General features: G+C 72.2%; 21 protein-coding genes. 12 read left to right on the top strand and 9 right to left on the bottom strand.

The annotated features are described in order from the left end of the window. Positions 1-113: 113 nt before the first annotated feature. The 8 genes from hrpA (at position 114) to LP52_RS03555 (ending at position 10,854) form a co-directional block, all read left to right on the top strand. Positions 114-3,983, top strand: a complete 3,870-nt coding sequence (gene hrpA, locus LP52_RS03595; protein ID WP_238580724.1) for an ATP-dependent RNA helicase HrpA — start codon at positions 114-116, stop codon at positions 3,981-3,983. Positions 3,984-4,149: 166 nt separating this feature from the next. After that, complete coding sequence (locus LP52_RS03590) at positions 4,150-5,226, top strand: lactonase family protein (RefSeq protein ID WP_040270709.1); 1,077 nt, start codon at positions 4,150-4,152, stop codon at positions 5,224-5,226. A gap of 239 nt (positions 5,227-5,465) precedes the next feature. Continuing rightward, positions 5,466-5,882, top strand: a complete 417-nt coding sequence (locus LP52_RS03585; RefSeq protein ID WP_040270707.1) for a DUF2267 domain-containing protein — start codon at positions 5,466-5,468, stop codon at positions 5,880-5,882. Positions 5,883-5,974: 92 nt separating this feature from the next. Next, complete coding sequence (locus LP52_RS03580) at positions 5,975-7,096, top strand: baeRF2 domain-containing protein (RefSeq protein WP_040270705.1); 1,122 nt, start codon at positions 5,975-5,977, stop codon at positions 7,094-7,096. A 222-nt stretch (positions 7,097-7,318) separates the two neighbouring features. Next, positions 7,319-8,002 carry a biotin transporter BioY gene (locus tag LP52_RS03575; RefSeq protein WP_052809382.1) on the top strand — a complete coding sequence of 228 codons (684 nt, stop codon included), beginning with the start codon at positions 7,319-7,321 and terminating at the stop codon, positions 8,000-8,002. Further along, complete coding sequence (locus LP52_RS03570; protein WP_084722844.1) at positions 7,999-8,793, top strand: energy-coupling factor ABC transporter ATP-binding protein; 795 nt, start codon at positions 7,999-8,001, stop codon at positions 8,791-8,793. The genes LP52_RS03575 and LP52_RS03570 overlap by 4 nt, the downstream gene beginning before the upstream one ends. Beyond that, the gene (locus tag LP52_RS03565) at positions 8,790-9,398 is read left to right on the top strand and encodes an energy-coupling factor transporter transmembrane component T family protein (RefSeq protein WP_040270704.1); all 609 of its coding nucleotides are present in this window, start codon (positions 8,790-8,792) and stop codon (positions 9,396-9,398) included. Before LP52_RS03570 ends, LP52_RS03565 begins: the two co-directional genes overlap by 4 nt. A 583-nt stretch (positions 9,399-9,981) precedes the next feature. Beyond that, positions 9,982-10,854, top strand: a complete 873-nt coding sequence (locus LP52_RS03555) for a hypothetical protein (RefSeq protein ID WP_169775336.1) — start codon at positions 9,982-9,984, stop codon at positions 10,852-10,854. A gap of 136 nt (positions 10,855-10,990) precedes the next feature. On the opposite strand, the gene LP52_RS03550 is transcribed toward LP52_RS03555, so the two are convergent. Further along, positions 10,991-11,950, bottom strand: a complete 960-nt coding sequence (locus tag LP52_RS03550; RefSeq protein WP_040270700.1) for a phosphotriesterase family protein — start codon at positions 11,948-11,950, stop codon at positions 10,991-10,993. Between the two features lie 284 nt (positions 11,951-12,234). Between LP52_RS03550 and LP52_RS03545 the strand changes: the two genes are divergently transcribed. Beyond that, entirely contained in the window at positions 12,235-13,245 is a 1,011-nt protein-coding gene (locus tag LP52_RS03545) for a threonine aldolase family protein (protein WP_040270699.1), read from the top strand. A 140-nt stretch (positions 13,246-13,385) separates the two neighbouring features. Here LP52_RS03545 and LP52_RS03540 read toward each other — a convergent pair whose 3' ends face one another. The 3 genes from LP52_RS03540 to fabG form a co-directional block, all read right to left on the bottom strand. Beyond that, the gene (locus LP52_RS03540; protein ID WP_040270698.1) at positions 13,386-14,528 is read right to left on the bottom strand and encodes an acyl-CoA dehydrogenase family protein; all 1,143 of its coding nucleotides are present in this window, start codon (positions 14,526-14,528) and stop codon (positions 13,386-13,388) included. A 64-nt stretch (positions 14,529-14,592) separates the two neighbouring features. Next, positions 14,593-15,798, bottom strand: a complete 1,206-nt coding sequence (locus LP52_RS03535; protein ID WP_040270697.1) for an acyl-CoA dehydrogenase family protein — start codon at positions 15,796-15,798, stop codon at positions 14,593-14,595. Between the two features lie 36 nt (positions 15,799-15,834). After that, positions 15,835-16,593, bottom strand: coding sequence for a 3-oxoacyl-ACP reductase FabG (gene fabG, locus LP52_RS03530; RefSeq protein ID WP_040270933.1), 759 nt, complete (start codon positions 16,591-16,593; stop codon positions 15,835-15,837). Positions 16,594-16,868: 275 nt separating this feature from the next. Here fabG and LP52_RS03525 point away from each other — a divergent pair, with 275 nt between their 5' ends. The 3 genes from LP52_RS03525 to LP52_RS03515 all read left to right on the top strand — a co-directional run bounded on the left by LP52_RS03525 (position 16,869) and on the right by LP52_RS03515 (position 19,588). Then, on the top strand, positions 16,869-17,630 hold the full coding sequence (locus LP52_RS03525) for an amidohydrolase family protein (RefSeq protein ID WP_040270696.1): 762 nt from the start codon (positions 16,869-16,871) through the stop codon (positions 17,628-17,630). Between the two features lie 212 nt (positions 17,631-17,842). After that, the gene (locus tag LP52_RS28880; RefSeq protein ID WP_157036179.1) at positions 17,843-18,505 is read left to right on the top strand and encodes an ATP-binding protein; all 663 of its coding nucleotides are present in this window, start codon (positions 17,843-17,845) and stop codon (positions 18,503-18,505) included. 255 nt (positions 18,506-18,760) lie between these two features. Then, positions 18,761-19,588, top strand: coding sequence for a helix-turn-helix domain-containing protein (locus tag LP52_RS03515; RefSeq protein ID WP_052809381.1), 828 nt, complete (start codon positions 18,761-18,763; stop codon positions 19,586-19,588). A gap of 136 nt (positions 19,589-19,724) precedes the next feature. On the opposite strand, the gene LP52_RS03510 is transcribed toward LP52_RS03515, so the two are convergent. The 5 genes from LP52_RS03510 to nhaA all read right to left on the bottom strand — a co-directional run bounded on the left by LP52_RS03510 (position 19,725) and on the right by nhaA (position 24,949). Next, positions 19,725-19,958 carry a DUF397 domain-containing protein gene (locus LP52_RS03510; RefSeq protein WP_040270691.1) on the bottom strand — a complete coding sequence of 78 codons (234 nt, stop codon included), beginning with the start codon at positions 19,956-19,958 and terminating at the stop codon, positions 19,725-19,727. 231 nt (positions 19,959-20,189) lie between these two features. Next, a complete protein-coding gene (locus LP52_RS03505; RefSeq protein ID WP_040270689.1) occupies positions 20,190-21,248 on the bottom strand; it encodes a metal ABC transporter substrate-binding protein in 1,059 nt (352 codons plus the stop codon). A gap of 140 nt (positions 21,249-21,388) precedes the next feature. After that, positions 21,389-22,060, bottom strand: a complete 672-nt coding sequence (locus tag LP52_RS03500; protein ID WP_040270687.1) for a potassium channel family protein — start codon at positions 22,058-22,060, stop codon at positions 21,389-21,391. A 44-nt stretch (positions 22,061-22,104) separates the two neighbouring features. Next, positions 22,105-23,451: a TrkH family potassium uptake protein gene (locus tag LP52_RS03495; RefSeq protein WP_394298178.1), complete on the bottom strand. Its 1,347-nt coding sequence runs from the start codon at positions 23,449-23,451 to the stop codon at positions 22,105-22,107. 253 nt (positions 23,452-23,704) lie between these two features. Then, positions 23,705-24,949 carry a Na+/H+ antiporter NhaA gene (gene nhaA / locus LP52_RS03490; protein ID WP_040270686.1) on the bottom strand — a complete coding sequence of 415 codons (1,245 nt, stop codon included), beginning with the start codon at positions 24,947-24,949 and terminating at the stop codon, positions 23,705-23,707. Positions 24,950-25,016: the final 67 nt, after the last annotated feature.

Below are 25,016 nucleotides of genomic sequence, written 5' to 3'. Positions count from 1 at the left end.
TTCCGCATATCCTGGACCGCGGTATGAAAACGTCGTCTGCCGCCCCCTCCGGGGCCCGTTCCGGCTCCGAACACCGCGACATCCGCGAACTCCGCGGTCGCCTGTCCCCCTTGATGCTGGCCGACCGGCACCGGCTGCGCCGCCGTATCGACGGGCTCCAGAAGGTCCGCACCGAGAGCAAGCGCGCCGGCATCGCCGCCGAGATCTCCGCGGAGATCGACTCCGCCCAGGCCCGCGTCGAGCGCCGCGCTTCGGCTGTGCCCACGATCGACTACCCCGAGCAGCTGCCGGTCAGCGCGCGCAAGGACGACATCGCCGCGGCCGTACGCGACAACCAGGTCGTCATCGTCGCCGGTGAGACGGGTTCGGGCAAGACCACCCAGCTGCCCAAGATCTGCATGGAGCTGGGGCGCGGCGTGCACGGCGCCGTGGGCCACACCCAGCCGCGGCGGCTGGCGGCGCGTACGGTCTCCGAGCGCATCGCCGAGGAGCTGGACACCCCGCTCGGCGAGGCGGTGGGCTACAAGGTCCGCTTCACCGACCGCTCCGGCGACGACACCCTCGTCAAGGTGATGACCGACGGCATCCTGCTGGCCGAGATCCAGCAGGACCGCATGCTGCGCCGCTACGACACCCTCATCATCGACGAGGCACACGAGCGCAGCCTCAACATCGACTTCCTGCTGGGCTACATCAAGCAGCTGCTGCCGCGCCGGCCCGATCTCAAGGTCATCATCACCTCGGCCACCATCGACCCCGAGCGCTTCTCCCGCCACTTCGGCGACGCTCCGATCGTGGAGGTGTCCGGGCGCACCTACCCGGTGGAGGTCCGCTACCGCCCCGCGGACGAGGACGAGGAGGGCGAGCAGGAGGACCAGACCCAGGCCGTCTGCGCGGCCGTCGACGAACTGCGGGGCGAGGGCCCCGGCGACATCCTGGTGTTCCTCAGCGGCGAGCGCGAGATCCGCGACACCGCCGACGCCTTGCAGAAGCAGAAGCTGCCCGAGACCGAGATCGTGCCGCTGTTCGCGCGATTGTCCGCCGCCGAGCAGCAGCGCGTGTTCGCGCCGCACCGCGGGCGGCGCATCGTGCTGGCGACCAACGTCGCCGAGACCTCGCTGACCGTGCCGGGCATCCGCTACGTCATCGACCCCGGTACCGCGCGCATCTCCCGCTACAGCCACCGCACCAAGGTGCAGCGGCTGCCGATCGAGCGGATCTCCCAGGCCTCGGCCAACCAGCGCAAGGGCCGCTGCGGCCGTGTGGCCGAGGGCGTCTGCATCCGGCTCTACTCCGAGGAGGACTTCCTCTCCCGGCCGGAGTTCACCGATCCCGAGATCCTGCGCACCAACCTCGCCTCGGTCATCCTGCAGATGGCCTCGCTGGGCCTGGGCGACGTCGCCGCCTTCCCGTTCGTGGAGGGGCCCGACCGCCGCCAGATCTCCGACGGCGTGCAGCTGCTGCAGGAGCTGGGCGCGCTGCACCCCGGCGAGCCCGATCCCGGCAAGAGCCTCACCTCGGTCGGCCGCCGACTCGCCCAGCTGCCCGTCGACCCGCGGCTGGGCCGCATGGTGCTGGAGGCCGAGGACAACGGCTGCCTGCGCGAGGTCATGATCATCGCGGCCGCGCTGTCGATCCAGGACCCGCGCGAGCGCCCCGCCGACAAGCAGCAGGCCGCGGACGAGCAGCATGCCCGCTTCGCCGACAAGGAGTCGGACTTCCTGGCCTTCGTGAACCTGTGGAACTACCTGCAGGAGCAGCAGAAGGTGCTGTCGGGCAACCAGTTCCGCCGCATGTGCCGCAACGAGTACCTCAACTACCTGCGGGTGCGCGAGTGGCAGGACATCTACAGCCAGCTCAAGCAGGTCGCCAAGGCCGAGGGCGCCACCCTCAACTCCAGTGAGCCCAAGCCGCGCGAGATCCACACCTCGCTGCTGTCGGGGCTGCTGTCCCACGTCGGGCTCAAGGACCCCGAGAAGAACGAGTACCTGGGCGGGCGCGGCGCCCGCTTCGGGATCTTCCCGGGCTCCTCGCTGTTCAAGAAGCAGCCCCGCTACGTCATGGCCGCCGAGCTGGTCGAGACCTCGCGGCTGTGGGGGCGCATGGTCGCGCGCATCGAGCCCGAATGGGCCGAGCGGCTCGGCACTCACCTGGTCAAGCGCTTCTACAGCGAACCCCACTGGGAGAAGAAGCAGGGCGCGGTGATGGCCTACGAGCGGGTCACCCTCTACGGGGTCCCCCTGGTCGCCCAGCGCAAGGTCGCCTACGGCTCCATCGACCCCGAGGTCTCCCGCGAGCTGTTCATCCGCCACGCGCTGGTCGAGGGCGACTGGAACACCCAGCACCGCTTCTTCCACGAGAACCGGCAGCTGCTGGAGGAGGTCGAGGACCTGGAGCACCGCGCGCGCCGGCGCGACATCCTGGTCGACGACGAAACGCTCTTCCAGTTCTACGACGAGCGCATCGGCGCCGAGGTCGTCTCCGCGGCGCACTTCGACACCTGGTGGAAGCGGGTGCGGCGCCGGCAGCCCGACCTGCTGAACTTCGAGAAGTCGATGCTCATCAACGAGGGCACGGCAGGAGTCAGCGAGCAGGACTACCCCGACCAGTGGCGCCAGGGCGAGCTCGCCTTCGCCCTGAGCTACCAGTTCGAACCCGGAACCGACGCCGACGGCGTCACCGCGATCATCCCGCTGGCCGTGCTCAACCAGGTGTCGGAGGAGGGCTTCGACTGGCAGATCCCGGGCTTGCGCGAGGAGCTGGTCACCGCGCTGATCCGGTCGCTGCCCAAGCCGCTGCGCCGCAACTTCGTTCCGGTGCCCGACACCGCCCGCACGGTGCTGGGGCGGATGACCGCCTACGCCGAGCCGCTGACCGCGGCGCTCGCCCGCGCGCTGGGCGCCATGAGCGGCGAGCGGATCGCCCCCGGCGACTTCGACTGGGCGCGGGTGCCCGACCACCTGCGGATCACCTTCCGCGCCGTCGACGACCAGCAGCACACGCTGGCCGAGGAGAAGGACCTGCCGGCCCTGCGGTCCCGGCTCAAGCCGCGGCTGCAGAAGGCCATCTCCGCCGAGGCCCGCGGCATCGAGCGCTCCGGCGTGCAGGAGTGGGACTTCGGGCCGCTCCCGCGGATCTTCGAGCGCAAGTCGGCCGGCCCCACCGTGAAGGGCTACCCGGCGCTGGTCGACGAGGGCGGCAGCGTCGCCGTGCGCCTCTTCGACACCGGCGCCGAGCAGCACCACGCCATGTGGCGCGGCGTCCGGCGGATGCTTCTGCTGCAGGTGCCCTCGCCCGCGGCGGTCATCCAGCGCGGCCTGGACAACGGCACCAAGCTGGCGCTGAGCAACAATCCGCACGGCAGTGTGTCGGCGCTCTTCGACGACTGCCTGGACTGCGCCGCCGACGCGCTGATCGCCGCCCGCGGCGGGCTGGAGGCCCTCACCTCCTCCGGCGGCGACCAGTGGGACCCCGCGGCGTTCGAGCGGCTGCGCGAGCACGTGCGCGCCGAGCTCGCCGACACCGTGGAGGAGGCGGTGACCGGCGCGGCCCGCATCCTGCAGACCGCCCACGAGCTGGGCCGCAAGCTCAAGGGCACCACCAGCCTGGCGGTACTGCCGTCGCTGAACGACGTCCAGGGCCAGATCGCCGGCCTGGTGCATCCGGGCTTCGTCACCGAGGCCGGGCTGGCGCGCCTGCCCGACCTGCACCGCTACCTCAAGGCGGCGGAGTACCGCCTGACCAAGCTGGCCGACAACCCGCGCCGCGACCAGGTCAACATGTCCAAGATCGAGCAGATGCGCCAAGCTCGCGACAAGCTCCTCGGCGAGCTTCCGCCCGGACGCGATCAGGACGCCGACGTGCGCGAGATCGGCTGGATGCTGGAGGAGTTCCGCGTCAGCCTCTTCGCGCAGGAGATCGGCGCGGCCTATCCCGTCTCGGAGAAACGGATCCTCAAGGCGATCGAGGCGGCCAAGGACTGAGACCGCGGGCCGGGCGCGCCCGGTTCGGCGGTCGGGTACCGGCGGCGACTGCGGCAGCCGGGGCCGGCCTCCGGCCCGGCCGACGACCGCCGGGCACCGCCCGGGACGCCGGCGACTCCGCCGGGCTCCTTCCGCACCGGCACCCGCAACCGACGAAAGGGCACTGATGAGCGCACCCCGCCTGCTGTGGATCGGGACCTACACCCCCGACTCCGACCCCGACGCCGCCGGAGAGGGCATCCACCGCGCGTGGCTGGACCCCGGCACCGGCGCGCTGCACGGCGGCGAGGCGGCGGCGCGCACGACAGGCCCGTCGTTCCTGGCGGCGCATCCGCAGGGCGGTGTGGTGTACGCGGTCAACGAGGTCGACCGGGGCAGGGTCGAGGCCTTCGCCGTCCGACCGGGCGGGCAGGACGGCGGCGCTCCCGCCCTGACCGCGATCGGCGGCGCGCCCACCGGCGGGTCCGCCCCCTGTCACGTGGTCGCCCACCCCGGCGGCCGCCACGTCGTCACCGCGAACTACGCCGACGGCAAGGTCAGCGTGCACCGCCTGGCGGACTCGGGCGCACCCCGGGAGGCGGAGGTGGTGCTGGAGCACACCGGCCAGGGCCCCAATCCCGCGCGCCAGGAGGGTCCGCACGCCCATTCCGCGGCGATCGCCCCCGGCGGCCGCCACATTCTGATCGCCGACCTCGGTACCGACGAGCTGCGCTGCCACGCCTTCGAACCCGCCGCCTCCCGGCCGGTCGGCCCGGTGGGGCCGCTGTCCGTCGCCGCCCACCTCACCCCGGGTGCGGGGCCGCGCCACATGGCCGTCCACCCCAACGGGCACGTCTACATCGCCGGCGAGCTGGACTCGCGCGTGCACGTGCTGTCCTGGGACGCCGAACAGGCCCGCGCGGTGCCGGTCGCCGACGCGGCCGCAAGCGGCCACGACGGCCCCAACCACCCCGGCGAGATCGCGCTGTCGCCGGACGGCGAGCGCGTCTACGTCTCCAACCGCGGCGCCGACACCATCGCCGCTTTCGAGATCACCGGCGGCGGCACCGGACTGCGCCGCATCGCCGAGATCCCCTGCGGCGGGGCGTGGCCCCGCCATTTCGCCCTGACCGACGGCCACATCGTCGTCGCCAATCAGAAGTCCGCCGAACTGTCGTCGCTGCGCCTGAACGACGAGGGCGTACCGGAGGACACCGGCCACCGCCTGTCCGTGTCCGACCCGGCCTGCGTCCTGCCGGTCTAGTTCGCCCCGCTCGCCGTTGGCGCGGACCGGATCCGCCGACTCCGTGCCCGACGAACAGGCGGGGGCGGAGGACCGCGCCGCCGGAGGGCGCTTCGGTGTCCCGCCTGAGCCGATCGCTCGGGCCGGCTCCCGACGAATCGCTTCAGGTCACACCCTTGAGGCGAGGGCAGACGTTTACCGGTGTCCGTATGTGACTAGTGGGCCCGTAGACGCTTTCCGACATCACACGGAGGCAACTCGTGGTACAGCCGGAGACCGGCGACGCCGGCGACGCATTCCTCGCCCGCGTGCAGGAGCACGCCGGGCTCGACTCCCGCGAGGAGGCGCGGCGCCTGACCGCGGCGACGTTGGCCGCGCTGCAGCGCAGCCTCAGCGGCGGGCAGTTCAACGACCTGGCAGGCAATCTGCCTCCCGCACTGCAGCCCGAGCACGAAGCGTCCGAACAGGCCGTCGCCTTCGACAAGGGGGCGTTCCTGGACAAGGTCAGCGGGGGAGTCTCGACAGTCGATCCCGCAGAGGTCGAACGGGGGGTGAGCGCGGTGCTCAACACCGTCCGCGAACGGCTTCCCCGCGAGGAGACCGAAGACACCCTCTCCCAGCTACCAAAGGAGCTGTCCGCGCTGTTCACCGGTGCCTCCGGTACGCCGCGGGGCTGACGCCGGGAAGGCGCGCCGCGATCTTCCCGCCGCCGACCGGGCGAACGGGCCCGGGAATCCCGCCAACCACCCCTGGAGCGGAGTCGACGACCATGGACCTCAGCTTTCTCGCATCTCTCAACAACACGACCGGGCCGGTGGCCTCGCTGGCCATCAACACCTCGCGCGATGCCGAGGACACCGACCACGAGGTCCACGTCCGGTGGCAGAAGGCGCGTGAGGACCTGCGGGCTCAGGGAGCCGACGAGCCCACGCTCAGCGCCATGGACGCCGTCGTGGGGCAGACGGGCAGCGTGGCCGGGCCGCACGGTCAGGTGGTCTTCGCCGCCGGCGGCGAAATCCTGCTCGACACCGTGGTATCCGAGCCGCCGCAGGACCACCTGGCCCGCGTCGGACAGCTTGCGGACCCGCTGCTGTACATCCGCAGCCAGCGCACGCAGACCCCCTACGTGCTCGCCGTAGTCGACAGCCTCGGCGGCGACGTCCGCACCGTGTACGGCGACGGGCGCACGGCGCATCATCGCGTCGAGGGCGACGACTGGCCCGTCCACAAGGTCCGCGAGGGCGGTTACCACCACAAGCAGATGCAGCGCAACGTCGACCACCAGGTCGCCGAGAACGCCGGCCGGGTGGCCGGGGCCGCGGCCGAGGAGGCCAAGCGCAGCGGCGCCGAGGTGGTGGCGATCGCCGGCGACGTCCAGGTGCGCGGCGAGCTGCGTGATCGGCTGCCCGACTGGCTGGAGCCGCGGGCCTTGGACCTGGAGTCGGGTTCGCGCGCGGCCGGGTCGGAGGCCTCACCGCTGGAGGAGGAACTGCGCGGCCACCTGGAGGAGCGCGACCGGGCGCGGGTCGTCGAGGTGCAGGAGTCCTTCGAGCAGGGCCGCGCCAACCGCGACCGGACGGTGGAGGGCTTCGCCGCAGTGGTGCGCGCACTCCAGCGCGGCCAGGTGGACACACTGCTGTGGTCGCTCGGAGCGGCCGAGTCCGACAGGCGAGTGTGGATCGGGCCCTCCGGCGAGCAGATCGCCCTCGACAAGCAGGAGCTCCGCGAGATGGGCGTGGACGAGCCGGTCGAGGAGCCGGCCGGTCCCGCTGTGCTGCGGGCGGCGGCCGCGACCTCGGCCCACCTCGTCCTTGTTCCTCAGCGTGAGATCACGGTCGAGGAAGGCATCGGCGCGACCCTGCGCTTCTCGGATCCTTCGCTGGACCACTGATCCCGACGGGCGGTCCGCTGAGTCCGCATCCGGCACGCGTCTTCGCCCGATAGGCCGCCGATCACCGGGAGGCGTTCCGGTGGGTCGGCGGCCGGTCCGCGCCGCACCGGTCGGCGTTCACCGACCCGGCGAGGACGGGGCGAGGCGCCTGGCATTGTTCGGCATAACGGACAATGGGGATGGCAGGCGCCACCACGACGTGCAGGAGAGGACGGGACCCCCATGCCCCAGGCATCCCACAGCCGGGTTCGCCGCCGCGGACTGACCGCCCGCGACATCGCCCTCATCGGGGTGTTCGCGGCACTGCTGGCCGTGCTCAGCATGTCCGCGGCCATCAACGTCGGCCCCGTGCCGATCACGCTGCAGACGCTCGGGGTGATGCTCGCCCCCAGTCTGCTCGGCGCCAAGCGCGGCACGCTGGTCGTACTGACCTTCCTGGCCCTGGTGGTGGCGGGGCTGCCGCTGCTGCCGGGCGGGCGCGGCGGGCCGACGCCCTTCGTGGGACCCACCGGGGGCTACATGCTCGGCTGGGTGCTCGGCGCGCTGGTCATCGGGCTGCTGGTGCACCTCATGCTGCCGCGCTACCGGTTCTGGCCGGGGCTGGGCGCCAACATCGTCGGCGGCATCGGCGTCGTCTACCTCATCGGAGTGCCCTGGAGCGCGGTCGCCCTCGGCGACGAACTGCTGGCCACGATCACCGCGGCGGGTGTGTTCCTGCCCGGCGACCTCGCCAAGGCCGCGCTGGCCGCGGGCATCGCCGCGGCCGTACACCGGGCCTACCCCGTGCCGCCCGCCGGCCGCCCGGTCGGGGAGGAAACCGCCGACAACGCCGCCGACACCTTCACCGACACCGCCGGCACCGACGGCGGCACCGGACCCGCCGGCTCCACGGACCGCACGGAATGACGCTGCGCCTGGAGGGCGTCTCCCACGCCTACGACGGGCGTGCGGTGCTGCGCGACGTCGACCTGGAGCTGAGCGAGCACCGCATCGGCGTCATCGGCGCCAACGGCTCCGGAAAGTCGACGCTGGCCCGCACCCTCAACGGCCTGGTACTGCCCGACTCCGGGCGCGTGCTGCTGGACGGCCTGAACACCCGCCGCCACGCCCGCGAGATCCGGCGCCGCGTGGGCTTCGTCTTCTCCGACGCCTCGGCGCAGATCGTCATGCCCACGGTGGCCGAGGACGTCGCCATCGGCCTGCGCCGCAGCGGGCTCAGCGCCGACGAGCAGCGGGCGCGCGTGGACGCCGTACTGGAGCGCCACGGCCTGGCCGGCCACCGCGACCATCCCGCGCACCTGCTCTCCGGCGGGCAGCGCCAGATGCTCGCGTTGGCGTCGGTGCTGGTCACCCGGCCCGAAGTGCTGGTGTGCGACGAACCCACCACACTGCTGGACCTGCGCAACACGGCAGTCATCGAGGAGACGCTGCGCGCGCTGCCCCAGCAGGTCGTGCTGCTCACCCACCACCTCGATGCGCTGACCGCCTTCGACCGCGTGCTGGTGATGGACGAGGGGCGCGTCGTGTTCGACGGCGCCCCGGCCGAGGCGATCGCCTACTACACCGCGCTCATGCGGCCGGATGCGGACACCGGCCACACGGCTTCGGGAGGTCCTCGCCCCGACGCGGCCGGCGCGCAGCCGGATCCGGGAGCCGAAGCCGGCCCGCGCGCTTCGGGAGGCGGACTCCGGCCATGAGCATGGTCGGCCTCTACGTCCCGCCGCGCTCGCGCCGTGCGGTGCTGCACCGGCTGTCGGCCGGCACCAAGCTCTCGGTCCTCCTGCTGGCCGTGGCCGCCGTGGTGGCCTCCGCGAACGCCTATGTCGCCGTGGCCGCGGCGGCCGTCGCCGCGCTGCTGCACCCCCTGTGCGGGCTGGGGGTGCGCCCGGCGCTGCGCACGCTGCGGGCGCTGGCGCCGTTCCTTGCCGTCATCGTGCTGTTCCAGTGGCTGGCCGGCGACTGGACGGCGGCGGTGCGGGTGTGCGGGCAGCTGATGGCGGCCGCGCTACTGGCGACCATGGTCACGGCCTCCACACGCGTCAGCGAGATGCTGGATCTGTTCGAGCGCCTGGCGCGCCCGCTCGCGCGGCTGGGCGCCGACCCGCGGCGGGTGTCCCTGGTGCTCGCCATGACGATCCGCTGCATCCCGATGGTCGCCTCCGCATGGCGGACCTCGCGCGAGGCCTACCTCGCCCGCGGCCTGCGTGGCCGCCCCGACGCGATGGTGGTGCCGGTGATCGTGGGACTGCTGCGTTCGGCCGACGCGCTGGGCGAGGCCCTTACCGCGCGCGGAATCGACTGAACCGCAACCGAATCGCTCTAGCGCAGAGACCCGGCGAATGGCATATTCGAGGCATCCCAGGCGCCCGGAGCGGTCCTCTCCGCGGTAGGCGGATCCACCGCGGTCGCTCCGAGGGCGCGCGGCGCTCAGCGACGGTGGAGGACGAGCGGTGCGACGGCGGCCCACCGGCACCCGGGCCACAGCCCTGCCCGGCGACGGCGCGGCCGGCGACGCGAAAGCCCCGCCGGAGCACGGCGGTCTCCGGCGACGGCTGAGGGCGTGGTCGCCTCTCCCGCTGAGGTTCCGGCGCCGATGGAGCGCCCGCGGCGCCCGGTTCGGCCCCCGGGCGCCGGAGGTCCCGCAGGCCCGCGCGGCCCTCCCGCACCCGCGGCACGCAGCGGAGCACGGCGCGCCCGCGGGCGACCGAACCGGTGGTGCGGCGGCCGCCGCGTCGGAGAGGTCGGAGAGGCGGCCCCGGCGCACTCGCCTGCGCCGCTGGGCGCGCTCGCTGCCGCCGATCCTGCCGCCGCGGCGCGGCGCCATCGTCCGCCTGTTCCCCGGCCCGCCCGCCGCTCGGCCGGGCCGATGGGGCGTCCTCGCCGCCGTGCTGGCCCCCGTGCTGCTGGCAACCGTGCTGGCCGCCGTCACCCCGGGCCACCCCCGCGCCGGCGGCACCGTGCCCCCGCCCGCTCCGAGCGACACCGGCGCCCCGATCGAGACGGCCGCCGCGCTGGGGCCCCAGGAGCGCGCCCGCATCACCGCCCTGCTCGACGACCGCTTCTCCGGCCGCCCCGGGCGCGTGGCTGTATCTGTGCAGGACCTGCGCACCGGGGCCACCTTCGGTTACGCCGCCGACGCCGAGTTCCGGGTCGCCAGCGTCGTCAAACTGGATCTCGTCGTGCACATGCTGATGAACGCACAGGAGAGCGGCCGCTTCCTCACCGACCGCGAGACGGACCTGGCCGAGAGGATGCTCCGCTACAGCGAGAACGACGCCGCCGACGACGCCTACCAGTACAACGGCTTCACACCCGGGTTCACCGAGGCCACCGCCCGCCTGGGCCTCCTGGACACCCGCCCGCACGAGGGCGGCGCCTGGGGCATGGGCACGAGCACCGCCGCCGACCGGCTCCGGCTGCTGCGTGCGGTGTTCACCGACGCCAGCCCGCTGAACGAGCGCAGCCGCGCATACGTGCGTTCGCTGATGGCCTCGGTGGCGCCGGAACAAGCCTGGGGCATCAGCGCGGCAGCCGACGCCGACTCCACCGGCTCCACCGAGCTGAAGAACGGCTGGGCGCCCGCCCCCGGCCGCGGCGGCCCGTGGAACGTGCACAGCACCGGCCGCATCGAGCGCGACGGCCGCGCGTACCTGGCCGCGGTCCTCACCGACGACCAGCCCGACTACGGCACGGGAGTCGCCGCCGCGGAGGAGGCCGCCACCCTGGTCGTCGAAGAACTGGCCCGGTTCCTGTCCTGAAGAGGGCGGCGAGGCCGGCGGCGGGTGGCGGCCGCGGCGGTCGGTACCGGTGGCGTCGCCGCAGCCCTCCTCGGGTAGGCGACCGTTCGCATCCGGTACCGGAGAACGCGCACCGCGGTAGCGCGGACGGCGCCTCTCATTCCCACAGCCGCCGGGGGACGTCCACGAGCATCGTGTTGATCTGCTCCTCGGACACGCCGCGCTCGCGCACGTAGGGCAGCACCTCTTCGCCGATGTGCAGGTAGTTCCACTGCGGCATCAGCGGCAGCACCTCCGGGTCGATCCAGTCGATGTAGCACGACGCGTCCTGCGACAGCACCATGCTCTCGGCGAAGCCGCGCCGGCACATCTCGACGAGCGTGTCGGCGCGGGCCTCGAACGTGGTCTCGACGTTGAGGCCGAAACGGTCCATGCCCAGCACGAACCCGGCCTCGGCCAGTTCGCTCAGGTGGTCGGTGTCGGTGGTGTCGCCGCTGTGGCCCAGGACGACGCGGCGCGGATCGACGCCCTCCTCGTCGCACAGCACGCGCTTGGCCTCCAGCCCGCTCCCCGAACCGGGGTGGGTGTGCACGGTGATGGGCACCCCCGTGCGGTGGTGGGCGGCGGCCACGGCCCGCATGATCCGCTCGACGTCGGGTGTGGGCCCCGGTTCGTCGATCGCGCACTTGAGCATGCCCGCGCGCACGCCGGTGCCGCCGATGCCGTCGGTGATGTCGGCGGTGAACATGTCGACCATGGGATCGGGCCGGCCGACCGCCGGCCCGCGGTACCGGAAGTAAGCGGGGACGCTGTCGTAGGTGTAGACGCCCGTGGCGACGACGATGTTGAGTTCGGGCACCCGTTCGGCCACGCGCTGGATGCGGGGGATGTAGCGACCCAGGCCGATGACGGTGGGGTCGACGACGGTGCGCACGCCCTGGGCGGCCAACGCGCTCAGGCGTTCGGCGGCGTCGGCGATCCGCTCCTCCTCGTCGCCCCATTCGCCGGGGTGGTTCTGCTGCACGTCGGCCGTGAGGGTGAAGATGTGCTCGTGCACGTAGGTCCGGCCCAGTTCGGTGGACTCGACGGGGCCGTGGAGAGTGGGGACCTGGGGCATTGGCTGTGCCGCTCTCTGTCGTTGAGCTTGGCGCCGTCCGCGTCGCCGGTCCGGCCGCAACCGCTCGGCCGGCGCCGATCGCGGACGGGCGCCGGGGTCGCCGGCGAATGTACCCGTCGGCGGCCTGTTATGCCGTGCCGGCGGGAACCGATTCGGCCGATTCGGCCAAGCGCGGGGCGCGCGGTTCGGCGCGAACCGGCGGCCAGCGAGGGCCTGCGGCTGGGCGGGGCTAGAGTAGGGGCCGGTCTCGGCTGCAGGCATCGGCTAGAACGGAGCGCCCCCGGATGATCGATCTTCGCTCGGACACCGTCACTCGGCCCACTGCCGCGATGCGGCGGGCCATGGCCGAAGCCGACGTGGGCGACGACGTGTTCGGCGAGGACCCCACCGTCCGGGCGCTGGAGGAGGAGACGGCCGCGCTGCTGGGCAAGGAGGCGGCGCTGTACGTGCCTTCGGGGCACATGTCCAACCAGATCGCGCTCTACGTGCAGACCCGCTCCGGCGACGAGGTCTGGACCCACCGCCGCGGCCACGTGGCCGCCAACGAGCAGGGCGCCTCCTCGGTGCTGGCGCGGGTGCTGCCCCGCGTCCACGACTCCGCGTCGGGCTACCCCGACGCCGCGCTGCTGGAGGAGTGGGCCCGCGGCGCCGACGACGTGCACCGCGCGCGGCCGCGGCTGGTCTGCGTGGAGAACACCTTCTCCGGCCTGGTCCTGCCCCCGGCCGAGCAGGAGCGGATCTCCGCCTTCGCCCACGACCGCGGCATGCTGCTGCACCTGGACGGCGCCCGGCTGTGGAACGCGGCGGTAGCGCTCGACGAGGCGCCCGCGCGCGTGGCCGAGGGCGCCGACACGGTCTCGGTGTGCTTCTCCAAGGGCCTGGGCGCGCCCGTGGGATCGGCGCTGGTCGGCGACGCGCAGACCGTCGCCGAGGCGCGGCGGGCCCGCAAGCTGCTGGGCGGCGGCATGCGCCAGGCGGGGATCGTCGCCGCAGGTGCGCTGTACGCGCTGCGCAACCACATCGACCGGCTCGCCGAGGACCACGAGCGCGCGCACCGGCTCGCCGAGCGCATCGCGCAGACCCCGCCGCTGGCCGCCGAGGCGCGCACCAACATGGTCCTGGTCACCACCCCCGCCGACCACGCGCAGGAGTTCGCCGACCTGTTCGCGGGCGAGGGCGTGGGCTGCGTGCCGATGGGCGCGGACCGGCTGCGCCTTGTCGTCCATCTGGACCTGTCCGACAAGGACGTCGACGCCGCGGCCGAACGCATCGCCAAGGCCGCGGCCGCCGCCTGAGCGGCGACCGCAGCCGTACCGGCGGCCCCGCCCTTCCAGGAACGCGGCCCGCCGCCGAGGCGGTCCCGCGCGGCCCGTCGCGTCACCTCGGGCGCCGGGCGGTGCTGCCCGCCGGCACCCGAGGTCCCGTACCCGGCGCCTCAGGCGCTCGGCGCGGGCAGATCGACCCTGCCCGACAGCGCCAGCCGGTGCCGATCGGCCGTGCCCAGCGCGAGCGCGTCGCTCTTGGCGCGCTTGAGGAACAGGTGCAGGGGATGCTCCCAGGTGAAGCCGATGCCGCCGTGCAGCTGCAGCGCCTCCTCGGCGGCCTTGACCGCCACTGAGGACACGAACGCCTGGGCGAGGGAGGCGTTGATCTCGGCCTCGGCCGCTTCGGCGCCGGCGCCCGGCTCCCGCAGGGTCGCGGCCGCACTCGCCGCGCTGCGCACCACCGCCCGCGCCTGGGACACCGAGATCCACAGGTCGGCCAGCCGGTGCTTGACCGCCTGGAACGAGCCGATCGGGCGGCCGAACTGGGTCCGGGTCTTGGCGTAGTCGACTGTGGCGTCCAGCGCCCACTGGGCCACGCCCAGCTGTTCGGCCGACAGCAGCGCCGCGCCGGTCACCAGCGCGTGCCGCAGCGCCCGTTCGGCGTCGGCGCCCGAGGCCACCCGCCGACCGGCCGCGCCCTCCAGCGAGACGTCGGCCAGCGGCCGCGTCAGGTCCAGACTGACCACCGGCGTGACCGTCGCCTCGGAAGCCGGGACCACGTACAGTCCCGGTCCCGAATCACCCACGGCCGGCACGACCAGGACGTCGGCGGTCAGCGCGTCGACCACGCCGCCCACGTTCCCTCGCAGCTTGCCGCCGTTCTCCTGCACCGCTTCCGGAAACCCCGATCCCGGCGCGCGCGCGAACCCGACCACCAGCGTGCCCGTCGACTCACCGCCGGCCAGCGCCTCCAGCTCCTGGGTCGCCGCGTCGCCGGACTCCAGCAGGGCGGTCGTGGCCAGCACCGCGCTGCCCATGAAGGGCACCGGCGCCACGCCGCGCCCCAGCTCCTCGGCGACCACCGCGCTCTCGCGCAGGCTCGCCCCGGCGCCGCCCAGCTCCTCGGACACGGGCAGGCCGGCGACCCCGATCTCGGCGAGCTCCTTCCACAGCGCCGTGTCGGTGATCCGGTCGTCCTCGACCCGCGCGAGTACCGACTCGGGCGGGCTCTTGTCCTCCAGCAGCGAGCGGACACTCGCCCGCAGCTCCTCTTCGACCTCGCTGTAGAGCAGGTCGAGCCGCTTCTCGCTCATCGCGCTCCCCGATCCGTGCGCGCCCGGCGCGCCGCCGTCCTGTGCCTGCCGTCCGTCCCGCCGCTCACTTGGGCAGGTCCTTCCATGCCACGTCCTTGTCCGTGCGGGGTTCGGACGGAAGGCCCAGGACCCGCTCGGCGATGATGTTGCGCAGGATCTCGGTGGTGCCGCCCTCGATGGAGTTGCCCTTGCTGCGCAGATAGTGGAAGCCCGGCGAGCGCTTGGTGAACTCGACGCCCTCGGGACGGCGGAACGTCCAGTCGTCGTAGGTCATGCCCTCGGCACCGAGCATCTCCAACTCCAGGCCGGAGATCTCCTGGTTGAGGCGGGAGAAGGAGTACTTCGCCGCCGACCCCTCGGGGCCGGGTTGGCCGATCGCGAGCTGCTGGCGCAGCCGCTCCTTGGTCAACCGCGCCGCCTCGGCGTCCACCCACAGCCGCAGCAGCTGGTCGTGCAGGCCGGGTGTGCGCAGGTCGGGGCGCTCGCGCCAGAGCTGCGAGACGAGGCTGATGAGCCCGCCCTCGCGCGGCTCGGGGTGGCCGCCGATGGAGACGCGCTCGTTCATCAGCGTGGTCTGGGCGACGCGCCAGCCCTCGCCCTCACCGCCGAGGCGCTGGGAGTCGGGGATGCGCACGTCGTTGAGGTAGACCTCGTTGAACTCCGCCTCGCCGGTGATCTGGCGCAGCGCGCGCACGTCCACGCCCTCGGCGGACATGTCGCAGATGAAGTAGGTGATGCCCTTGTGCTTGGGCACGTCGGGATCGGTGCGTGCGACGAGGATGGCGAACCGGGCGCGGTGGGCCAGCGAGGTCCACACCTTCTGGCCGCTGACCGTCCAGGCGTCGCCCTCGCGCACCGCGCGGGTGCCCAGGGCCGCCAGGTCGGAGCCGGCGCCGGGTTCGCTGAACAGCTGGCACCAGATCTCCTCGCCGGTGTAGAGCGGCTTGAGGTAGCGGGCACGCTGCTCGGGGGTGCCGAAGGCGAGGATGGTGGGTGCGGCCATGCCCAGGCCGATGACCAGCCCTTCGCGGCCGACGGGGGTGTAGCCCAGGCGCTCGAACTCTTCGTCGACGACGGGCTGCAGGGCGCGGGGGGCGCCCAGGCCGCCCTCGCCCTCGGGGAAGTGCACCCACGCCAGGCCGGCGTCGAAGCGCGCTGCCAGGAAATCGCGCTGGTCGGTGGTCTCGGGGTCGTACTCGGCGACGAAGTCGGCGACCCGCTGGCGCAGTGCGGACGCGTCGAGCGACGCCCCCGCCGGAGCCGTTGTCATGGAACCTCCGTGATGGAGCCGGTATCGGGTGGGGTGTCAGTCGCGCGGGCCGCCGGCGACGTAGATGACCTGGCCGGAGACGAATCCGGCGTCCTCGCCGGCGAGGAAGGAGACGGTGGAGGCGATGTCCTCGGGCCGCCCGGGGCGGCGTACCGGGATCTGCGCGGCGGCTGCGGCCTTGAACTCCTCGAAGTCCATCCCGACGCGCTCGGCGGTGGCCTTGGTCATGTCGGTCTCGATGAAGCCCGGCGCAACGGCGTTGGCGGTGACCCCGTACTTGCCCAGTTCGATGGCCAGCGTCTTGGTGAGCCCCTGCAGGCCCGCCTTGGCGGTGGAGTAGTTGGCCTGGCCGCGGTTGCCCAGGGCCGAGGTGCTCGACAGGGAGACGATGCGGCCCCACCCCTGGGAGGTCATGTGCTCCTGGGCGGCGCGCGACATCAAAAAGCTGCCGCGCAGGTGCACGTTCATGACCGTGTCCCAGTCGTCCTCGGTCATCTTGTACAGCATGTTGTCCCGGATGACGCCGGCGTTGTTCACCAGGATCTGCGGCGGCCCGAGGCGCTCGGCCACCTGGGAGACGGCGGCCGAGACCTGGTCGGCGTCGCTGACGTCGGCGCCGACCGCGACGGCTGTGCCGCCCTCGGCGGTGATCTGGTCGACGGTGGCCTGCGCGTCGCCCTCCTTGAGGTCGATGACGGCGACGGCGCGGCCGTCCGCGGCCTGCCTGCGCGCGGTCGCCGCGCCGATGCCGCGAGCGGCACCGGTGACGATCGCGACACGTTGGGTCTGAGACATGGCTACCTCCGAGTCGGTGGTCCGGGACACATCGACCAGATCCTATCCGCTTCATACCGACCGGGTGGTATGTGGGCCTGCATGCAGGTAGAACGGCGCGGCGCGGCCCAGCGCAGCCGCGGGCCGACCGCGGGCGGCGACCGAGACCCGACGGCCCTGACGCCGCCGCGCGCGGGAGGTACTAGCGTGGTCGCCGGGCCGAGCGGACCGCACAGTGTGCTCCGGCCCGACCCCCACCTGTGCGGAAGACCCTGCTCCCGGCCGAATCGAGGGCAATGGCGTTGTTCGACGCCCACCTCCACATCATCGACCCCCGCTTCGCCCATCCCGGCAACGCGGGGTACCGGCCCGATCCCTTCACCGTGGCCGACTACCGCGAGCGGGTCCGCGGCCTGGGTATCACCGGTGGTGCCGTCGTGGCCGGCTCCTACTCCGGGTCCGGTCAGGAGCACCTGGTCGCGGCGCTGCGCGAGCTGGGGCCGTCGTTCATCGGCGTGGCGCAACTGCCCCCCGACACCTCCGACTCCCACCTGCGCGACCTGCACGCGGCCGGCGTGCGCGCCCTGCGGATCAACCTCTACCGGGGCACCGTCGACGACTTCGACTCCCTGGTCCAGCTCGGACGGCGCGCGGCCGAACTGCTCAACTGGCCCACCGAGTTCTACGTCGACTCCCGCGAGCTGCGCGCATTGGCGCCGCGCATCGCTCCGCTCCCGCGGGTCAGCATCGACCACCTCGGACTCTTCCGGGAGGGACTGCCTGCACTTCTGGCGCTGGTGGGCTCGGGTGCGCGGGTCAAGGCGACAGGATTCGGCCGCGGCGATCTCGACGTCCCCGCCGCCCTGCGCGCCGTCGCCGACAAGAACCCGGCAGCGCTGATGGCAGGCACCGACCTGCCCTGCACCCGGGCCCCGCGCCCGTTCGATCCCGCCGACCTGGACCTGGTCTCCGACAGCCTGACCCCCGCGCAGGCCGAAGCCGCCTTCGCGAACAACGCGCGCGACTTCTACGGCCTGCCCGCCTCCGGTCGGCGGTGAGCCGCCGCGGCGCCGGGACCCCGCTCCGGCCCCGCGCAGCCCCGTTTCCCCGTACCGCACGGCGCGGCACACACGCCGCCGGGGATGTTTCTCCCCAGCGTTTGCGCAGGTGCGAGCCGTGCTCCGAATCCGCCTGAGAAAAGACTGTGCCGAAGTCCCCGCTTTCTCTGCTGTGGCGGCCATCGGTGTCCTAGGATGCGTGCAAGCGGAGAATGCACGTGCATATGACTCATGCGCGTGCGCACGCAAGGAGGGTCCGTACGCCGGCGCCCCGGCTCGCGGGACCCGATACACACGACTGCGAGGGGATCGCGGTGACCGGACAGCCAGCCCGCGAATCAATGGGAAGACTCGGAAACGGAGAGTGTCCGGGATCCGTCTCGGCTCCCTCACCCAGAGCGTGGTGGACCTCCGCTCTGCTGAGCGGATCGCTGGAGGCACCGGCGGACCCGTACACCGCCGGCGCCGGCGCCGACGCGCTCGCCTGGACTCTAGCGGCAGACTCGGGAGCGGCGGCCCGCGCCCGTGGACTCTGCGGCGGAGTCCTCCGCCGATGGAAGATGGCCGAGCGGGCCGCCGACGTCGAGCTGGTCGTCTCCGAGCTCGTCACCAACGCCCTGCGGCACGGTCGCCGGCTCCACCCCGTGACCGGCGCCGCCGACCGCCATGACCCGGTACAGGTCAGTATGCTCCGGCGCGGCCCCGAACTCGTCTGCGCCGTAGGCGACCGCAGTGACCGGATGCCCGAGCGGCGCGATCCCGACTTCCAGTTCGAAAGCGGGCGCGGTCTGCACCTTGTCGCCTCATTTTGCAGTGGGTGGGGGGTTCTGCCCGTTTTGCCCTCTGGAAAGCATGTCTGGGCTCGCTTCTTCTGATGTGTCCTCTTTGCGAGTCCCGTGCTCCGGGCGTGCGGTGGTCACACGGGCGAACTCGCGCGCATTCCTCGCGGATTCCCGTTGCGGCCCATCGAGTTGTCGGCGGGATCGGCGATATCGTGGGCAGAGCGCGGACGTTCCGCGTGGCGCAGCGGCCCCCGGACACCGTCTGGGCCGCGGGGAGCGACGAGTAGGGAGGCAGCGGCTGTGGACATAGCTCGTCTGAAGCGGGGGAGCGGTCCCACGGTGCGCCGTATGCTGCTCGGGTCCGAACTCCGCAAGTACCGCGAGGTCCGCGGGCTCACCCGCGGCGAGGCCGGCCACTACATCCGCGGTTCGGAGTCCAAGATCAGCCGGATGGAACTGGGGCGCGTGGGCTTCAAGGTCCGCGACGTCGAGGACCTGCTGAAGTTATACGGCGTCACGGACAAGGACCGCGTCCAGACCATGGTCAAGCTGGCGCGCGACTCCAAGAAACCGGGCTGGTGGCAGGAGTACGGCGATGCCCTGCCCAACTGGTTCCAGGTATACGTCGGCCTGGAGGAGGCCGCCACCCGGATCCGCGTCTACGAGGCGCAGTTCGTTCCCGGAATGCTGCAGACCGAGGACTACGCCCGCGCCGTCATCTCGGCAGGGCGCCCCATCTCCGAGGAGCTGCTTGAAGACCGGGTCGCGGTACGCATGCGGCGCCAGCGCCACATCGAGGACGACGCCACCGGCTGCAAACTGTGGGCCATCATCGACGAGGCCGCGGTGCGCCGTCCCGTCGGCGGCCCCGACATCATGCGCGGCCAGCTTGAGCGGCTGATCAAGTTGAGCGAGCGCCGCAACATCACCGTGCAGGTCGTGCCCTTCAGCGCCGGCGCGCACGCCGCCGAGGCCGGGTCGTTCACGATCCTGCGCTATCCCGACTTCGGGCTGTCCGACATCATCTATCTGGAGCAGCTCACCGGCTCGATGTGCCTGGACCGCCGCTCGGAGATCGACGCCTACACCATGGCCATGGAGCGGCTGAGCGTCATCGCCGAGCCGCCCAACAACACCACGGAGATCCTCAAGGACATGATCGACGACCTCAAGTAGGCGTCGTCGGAATGCGCGGAGCCCCGCAGTACGCCGACCGGAACGACCGGTGGGCCACGGGGCTCCGGAATGTCAGGGGCCGGTGCCGTCCGCCGAGTGGGTGTCGGGGGCGCCGGGCCGGACCGGCAGGAGGTCCTCAGCCGATCAGGTTGTCGAAGTCGCCGTCCTTGGCACCGTGGATGAGAGCGTCGATCTCGGCCTGCGTGTAAACGAGGGCGGGGCCGTCCGGGAAGCGCGAATTGCGCATCGCGATGGAGCCGTCGGTCAGCCGCGCCATTTCGACGCAGGCCCCCTGCGAGTTGCTGCGCCGGCTCTTCTGCCAGGTGGCGTCGTGGAGCTCGGTGGCCGCGATGCCGTTGTAGGCGCTCATGGAGACTCCTGGTTCTGTGGGGAGCGATTCGATGCACAGGCCGATGCACTGACCGATGCACGTGCATTAGCACCGTACTTTGAGCAGGATAGCGCACGTGCATCTCCCTGTCCGCCCCCTTGGCACAGGTTTCTCGTGGTCACCGGCTGTTCGGAACGGCTGAGGCCCGGATCCCCCGCCAGTGCGGGGATCCGGGCCTCAGTCCCATCGACCGCCGTCGCGGCGGAGGCGTCAGGAACAGCGCAGCGCCTCGCTGAGGGTGTCGAGGTTGGCGCGCATGAGGGAGGGGTAGTCGTCGCCCGCCGATGCGTCGGCGACGCCCTCGATGGGATCGAGCACCGCGGTCTCGGCCCCGGCCTCCTCGGCGATGGTTTCGGCGGCGCCGGAGTCGCTCAGCGGCTCGGTGAAGACCGTGGTGATGTCCTCCTCGCGTACGGTCTCGGCGATCTCGGCCAGGCGCCCGGGGGAGGGCTCGGAGTGGGAGTCCAGCCCGGCGGGGCTGATCTGGTGGAGGTCGTAGCGCGCGGCCAGGTAGCCGAACGCGCTGTGGCTGACGACGATGTCGCGGCTCTCGCACTCGGCCAGGCCCGTGGAGTACTCGGTGTCGATCTCGTCGAGCAGGCCGGTGACCGTCTCGGCGTTGTCGGCGTAGTCGGAGGCGTGTTCGGGGTCCACCTCGCCCAGCCGGTCCGCGAGGCCCTCGGCGGCTCGGGCGAAGCGCTCGGTGTCGAGCCACATGTGCGGATCCGGTTCGCCGGCGTCGTGACCGTGGTCGTGGGCGTCGCCGCTCTCGTTCGCGGCCTCGTCCCCACCGCTTCCGTGGTCGTCGTCGTGGCTGTCGCCTTCGCCGCCGTGGCCGTCCTCGTGGCCCTCGCCATCGCCGCCGTGTTCGTGACCGCCCGACTCGGCGTTCTCCTCCAGGGTGCGCAGCTCGACCAGCTCGGCGACGTCGAGGCCGTTGCCGCCCCCTTGGTCGGCGACGGCGTCGTCTACGGCCGGCTGCAGGCCGCCGATGTAGAAGGCGATGTCGGCGCTGCTCACGGTGCCGATCTGGCGCGGGCTGAGCTCCAGCTCGTGCGGGTCGGTGCCCGGATCCGCCAGGTTCTGGACCTCGACGCGGTCGCCGCCCACCTGCTCGGTCAGCCATTGCAGCGGATAGGCGCCGGTGGCCACGCTCAGCCGGTCGCCACCGCCGCCCTCGTCGTCCTGGCCGCCCCCTGCGCAGCCCGAGGCCGCCAGTACCCCGACCGCGCACAGCGCGGCCGCCTTGACACAACTCCGTCGTCCCATGGGCTCATCATGAGGAAAATGAAAATGGTTGTCAATTCAGGGGGTTATCGGGGGATACGCGTGGCATGTCCGAGTGGCGCGTGCGGCGGACGCGCCACTCGGCGGCTCGGCCGGCAGTGGTGGCGGCGCGTGCGGCGTCCTCAGGTGAACTCGGCGAACTTCTCGACGTCGTCGGTCTTGCCCGCTACCACGATGACGTCGCCCTTCTGCGGGACGGTGTCGGCGGTGGCGTAGGTGAACTGCTCGCCGTGGCGCTTGATGCACACCACGGTGATGCCGTGCTTGGTGCGCACCTTGGTCTCGCCGAGCGGGCGCCCGAGCAGCTCGCGCGGCGCGCGGGTCTTGCCCAGGGCGAAGTCCTCCTCGATCTCGACGTAGTCGAGCATCCGCCCCGAGACCAGGTGCGCCACGCGCTCGCCCATGTCGTGCTCGGGCAGCACCACGTGGTGGGCCCCGATCTGCTGGAGGATGCGCCCGTGCCGGCGGCTCGTGGCCTTGGCCCAGATGTGCGGCACACCCATGTCCACCAGGAGGGACGCCGCCAGGATGCTCTCCTCCAGGTGGGTCCCGATGCCCACCACCGCGCGGGTGAACTCGTGTGCGCCGATCTGGCGCAGCGCCTCGTCGTCGGTGGCGTCGGCGACCACGGTGTGGGTCAGCGATTCCGAGAAGGCCTGAACCAGTCGGGGGTTGGAGTCCATGCCCAGGACCTCCCAGCCGTGGGCGACCAGCTCCAGCGACAGGGAGCTGCCGAACCGCCCCAGCCCGATGACCAGGACTCGCTTGTCGTGGGGCCTGCTGCGCTGCACCATGTTCTCCGTCTCCTCGTCTGCGGCCCCCGCGGTGCGAGACCGCCTTAGCCGATGATCGGCCGCGACTCCGGGAGGTCGTAGCGCCGCGTGTGCTCGCGCAGTGCCAGCGCGGAGGCGAAGGTGATCGGACCGATGCGCCCGGCCAGCATGAGCACCACGAGCCACAACTGGGCCGCCGAGGGCAGATCGGCGGTGATCCCCGCCGACAGCCCCACAACCCCGGAAGCCGAGACTACCTCGAAGAGCACCCGATCGAGGCGGAACTCCGTGGCCACCAGGAGCGCGACGGTCGAGGCCACCACCACCGTCATCGACAGGAACAGCAGGCTCAGCGACTGGCGGATCACGCCCCTCGACAGCCGGCGGCCGAAGACGTGCACGCTGGGATGGCCGCGGATCTCCGCCCACACGACCAGGAAGATCACGGCGAGCGTCGCCACCTTGATCCCGCCGGCCGTACCCGCGCTGCCGTTGCCGACGAACATCAGCATCACGGTGACCAGCAGCGTCGACTGGTCCATCGCCCCTACGTCCAGGGTGTTGAACCCGCCGCTGCGCGGCATGATGCCGTGGAACGCGCCGTTGGCGAGCTTCTCCCAGGCGGTCATCGGGCCCAGCGTCGCGGGGTTGCCCCATTCCAGGGCCGTGACCGCCACGATGCCGGCGACGAACAGCAGCAGGGTGGTGGTCACGGTGAGCTTGGTGTGCAGCGTCCAGGCGCGCGGACGCGGCAGGTGGCGGGCCAGTTCCAGGAGCACGGGGAAGCCCAGGCCGCCCAGGATCGTGGCCAGCGCGACCGGCAGCAGGATGACGGGGTCGCCGGAGAACCGCGTCATGCTCTGGTCGTAGAGCGAGAGCCCGGCGTTGTTGAACGCCGAGACCGCGTGGAAGAGCCCGCTGTAGAGGGCCTCAAGCGGATCGATGCCGTGGCCCAGCCACATCCGCGGCACCAGGATCAGCGCGAGCACGGCCTCGCACACCAGACTGGCGCGCACGACCCTGCCGACGATGCCGCGGACGTCGCCGACCCGCAGGCTGCGGGTTTCGGCCTGCACTCCCAGCTGCATACGCAGCCCGAAGCGGTGGATCACCACCACGCCCAGTACCGAGGCCGCGGTCATGATGCCGATGCCGCCGATCTGGATGAGTACCGCCACCACGATCTCGCCGAAGACCGTCAGCTCCGAGCCGATCCCGATGACGCTCAGGCCGCACACCGCCAGCGCGGTGGTCGAGGTGAACAGCGCCTCGACGAAGGTCAGGCCGTCGCCCTCGGCGTGGGCGGCGGGCAGCAGCAGCACGGCGGCGCCCGCCAGGTCCACCACGACGAACAGCACGACGAACAACCGCGCGGGGCTGGAGGCCAAGGCCCTGCGCAGGTCGTCGGGCATCCGCGGGCGGGACAGGCGGCGCATCCGCCGAGCCAGCAGGCTGCGCACGCGCGGTCCGAGCGCGGGCGTCGAGTTCGCGTTCATCGTCGTCCTGTTGTAACGCCTCGGAGCCGCTGGGTGGTGGGGGATCCGGCCGCGGCCGGTGCGGGACGGGGGTGCGCTGTGCGGAGCTTCGTGCCGCGTCCCATGTAACCGCCTCGCCGGCGCGGCGGCCTATGCCGACCGAACGCGGCGTGTCGCACCCGCGCCGATCCTAGTGGCCGGCCGAGCCGGTCCGGCTCGGGGCGTCTGCGGCGCGTCTGCGGTAGTGCGCGCTGCGCACCCCCAGCACGCAGGCGGCCAGCACCGTCGCCAGGAACGAGGCCAGCAGCACGCCGGCCTTGGCGTCCTCCAGCACGTGCGGGTGATCGGCGAAGGACAGCTCGGTGATCAGCAGCGACACGGTGAAGCCGATGCCGGCCAGCAGCGCCATGCCGCAGATGTCGATCCAGCTGAGGGAGGGGTTCAGCTCGGCGCTGGTGATCTTGGTGGTGACCCAGGCTCCGCCGAAGATGCCCAGCAGCTTGCCGCCGACCAGGCCGGCGATGATGCCCACGGCCGCGCTGTCGGTGAAGATCGTGCCGAGTCCGGGGAAGGCCACGCCCGCCGACATCAGCGCGAAGATCGGGAGCACCAGGCTGTTGGACCAGGGCCGGACGATGTGCTCGGTGCCGTGGCTGGGGGAGTGGTGCTCGCCGGGCCCCTCCGTGGTGCGCATGAGCATGCCCATGGCGACGCCGGCGATGGTGGCGTGGATGCCGCTGGCGTGCATCAGCGCCCAGATGGCGAACGCCAGCGGGACGTAGATCACCCAGTTGGGCAGCTGTGAGCGGTTCAGCGCGGCCGCGGCGCCGCGGCCGCGCTGCAGGTAGCCGAAGACGGCCAGCAGCGCGACGGCCGCCAGCAGCGGCGGAAAGGAGAGGTGGTCGGTGTAGAAGACGGCGATGACGACGATGGCTCCCAGATCGTCGACGATCGCCAGCGTCAGCAGGAACGTACGCAGCGCGGGCGGCAGGAAGCGCCCGACCACCGCCAGGATGGCCACGGCGAAGGCGATGTCGGTGGCCATCGGGATGCCCCAGCCGCGCAGCGCGTCACCCTGGCCGAAGTTGATCGCGGCGTAGATCGCGGCGGGCACGACCATGCCGCACAGCGCGGCGACGATGGGCAGCATCGCGCGGCGCGGGTTGCGCAGCTCGCCGTGGACGAACTCCTGCTTGAGCTCGTTGCCGACGACGAAGAAGAAGATCGCCAGCAGCCCGTCGGCGGCCCACTGCTCCAGGGACAGGTGCAGGTGGAGGCTCTCGGGGCCGAAGGCGAAGACGCGGATGGCTTCGTAGGAGTGGCTCCAGGGGGAGTTCACCCAGACGAGTGCGACGACTGCGCCGGCGATGAGGAGGAACCCGCTGACGACGTCCTCGCGCAGGGAGTCGCCGATTCTCCGCAGGCGGTCGGGCATGTGTCGTGTCTCCCCCACAGGCTGGCTCGCACCTTTCGTACGCCGTCTCGTATCGCCGACCGCGGGC

This window comes from Streptomonospora alba (genome assembly GCF_000826685.1).
Taxonomy (GTDB): Bacteria; Actinomycetota; Actinomycetes; order Streptosporangiales; family Streptosporangiaceae; genus Streptomonospora; species Streptomonospora alba.
Note: the sequence above shows the minus strand (reverse complement) of the source record. Positions and strands in the feature narration are given on the sequence as shown.

Bases quoted from the DNA above. Each gene is read 5' to 3' on its own strand.
- hrpA (WP_238580724.1), top strand. From the start codon at position 114: ATGCTGGCCGACCGGCACCGGCTGCGCCGCCGTATCGACGGGCTCCAG.
- LP52_RS03590 (WP_040270709.1), top strand. From the start codon at position 4,150: ATGAGCGCACCCCGCCTGCTGTGGATCGGGACCTACACCCCCGACTCC.
- LP52_RS03580 (WP_040270705.1), top strand. From the start codon at position 5,975: ATGGACCTCAGCTTTCTCGCATCTCTCAACAACACGACCGGGCCGGTG.
- LP52_RS03575 (WP_052809382.1), top strand. From the start codon at position 7,319: ATGCCCCAGGCATCCCACAGCCGGGTTCGCCGCCGCGGACTGACCGCC.
- LP52_RS03570 (WP_084722844.1), top strand. From the start codon at position 7,999: ATGACGCTGCGCCTGGAGGGCGTCTCCCACGCCTACGACGGGCGTGCG.
- LP52_RS03565 (WP_040270704.1), top strand. From the start codon at position 8,790: ATGAGCATGGTCGGCCTCTACGTCCCGCCGCGCTCGCGCCGTGCGGTG.
- LP52_RS03550 (WP_040270700.1), bottom strand. From the start codon at position 11,950: ATGCCCCAGGTCCCCACTCTCCACGGCCCCGTCGAGTCCACCGAACTG.
- LP52_RS03545 (WP_040270699.1), top strand. From the start codon at position 12,235: ATGATCGATCTTCGCTCGGACACCGTCACTCGGCCCACTGCCGCGATG.
- LP52_RS03540 (WP_040270698.1), bottom strand. From the start codon at position 14,528: ATGAGCGAGAAGCGGCTCGACCTGCTCTACAGCGAGGTCGAAGAGGAG.
- LP52_RS03535 (WP_040270697.1), bottom strand. From the start codon at position 15,798: ATGACAACGGCTCCGGCGGGGGCGTCGCTCGACGCGTCCGCACTGCGC.
- fabG (WP_040270933.1), bottom strand. From the start codon at position 16,593: ATGTCTCAGACCCAACGTGTCGCGATCGTCACCGGTGCCGCTCGCGGC.
- LP52_RS03525 (WP_040270696.1), top strand. From the start codon at position 16,869: ATGGCGTTGTTCGACGCCCACCTCCACATCATCGACCCCCGCTTCGCC.
- LP52_RS28880 (WP_157036179.1), top strand. From the start codon at position 17,843: ATGCACGTGCATATGACTCATGCGCGTGCGCACGCAAGGAGGGTCCGT.
- LP52_RS03515 (WP_052809381.1), top strand. From the start codon at position 18,761: ATGCTGCTCGGGTCCGAACTCCGCAAGTACCGCGAGGTCCGCGGGCTC.
- LP52_RS03510 (WP_040270691.1), bottom strand. From the start codon at position 19,958: ATGAGCGCCTACAACGGCATCGCGGCCACCGAGCTCCACGACGCCACC.
- LP52_RS03505 (WP_040270689.1), bottom strand. From the start codon at position 21,248: ATGGGACGACGGAGTTGTGTCAAGGCGGCCGCGCTGTGCGCGGTCGGG.
- LP52_RS03500 (WP_040270687.1), bottom strand. From the start codon at position 22,060: ATGGTGCAGCGCAGCAGGCCCCACGACAAGCGAGTCCTGGTCATCGGG.
- LP52_RS03495 (WP_394298178.1), bottom strand. From the start codon at position 23,451: ATGCCCGACGACCTGCGCAGGGCCTTGGCCTCCAGCCCCGCGCGGTTG.
- nhaA (WP_040270686.1), bottom strand. From the start codon at position 24,949: ATGCCCGACCGCCTGCGGAGAATCGGCGACTCCCTGCGCGAGGACGTC.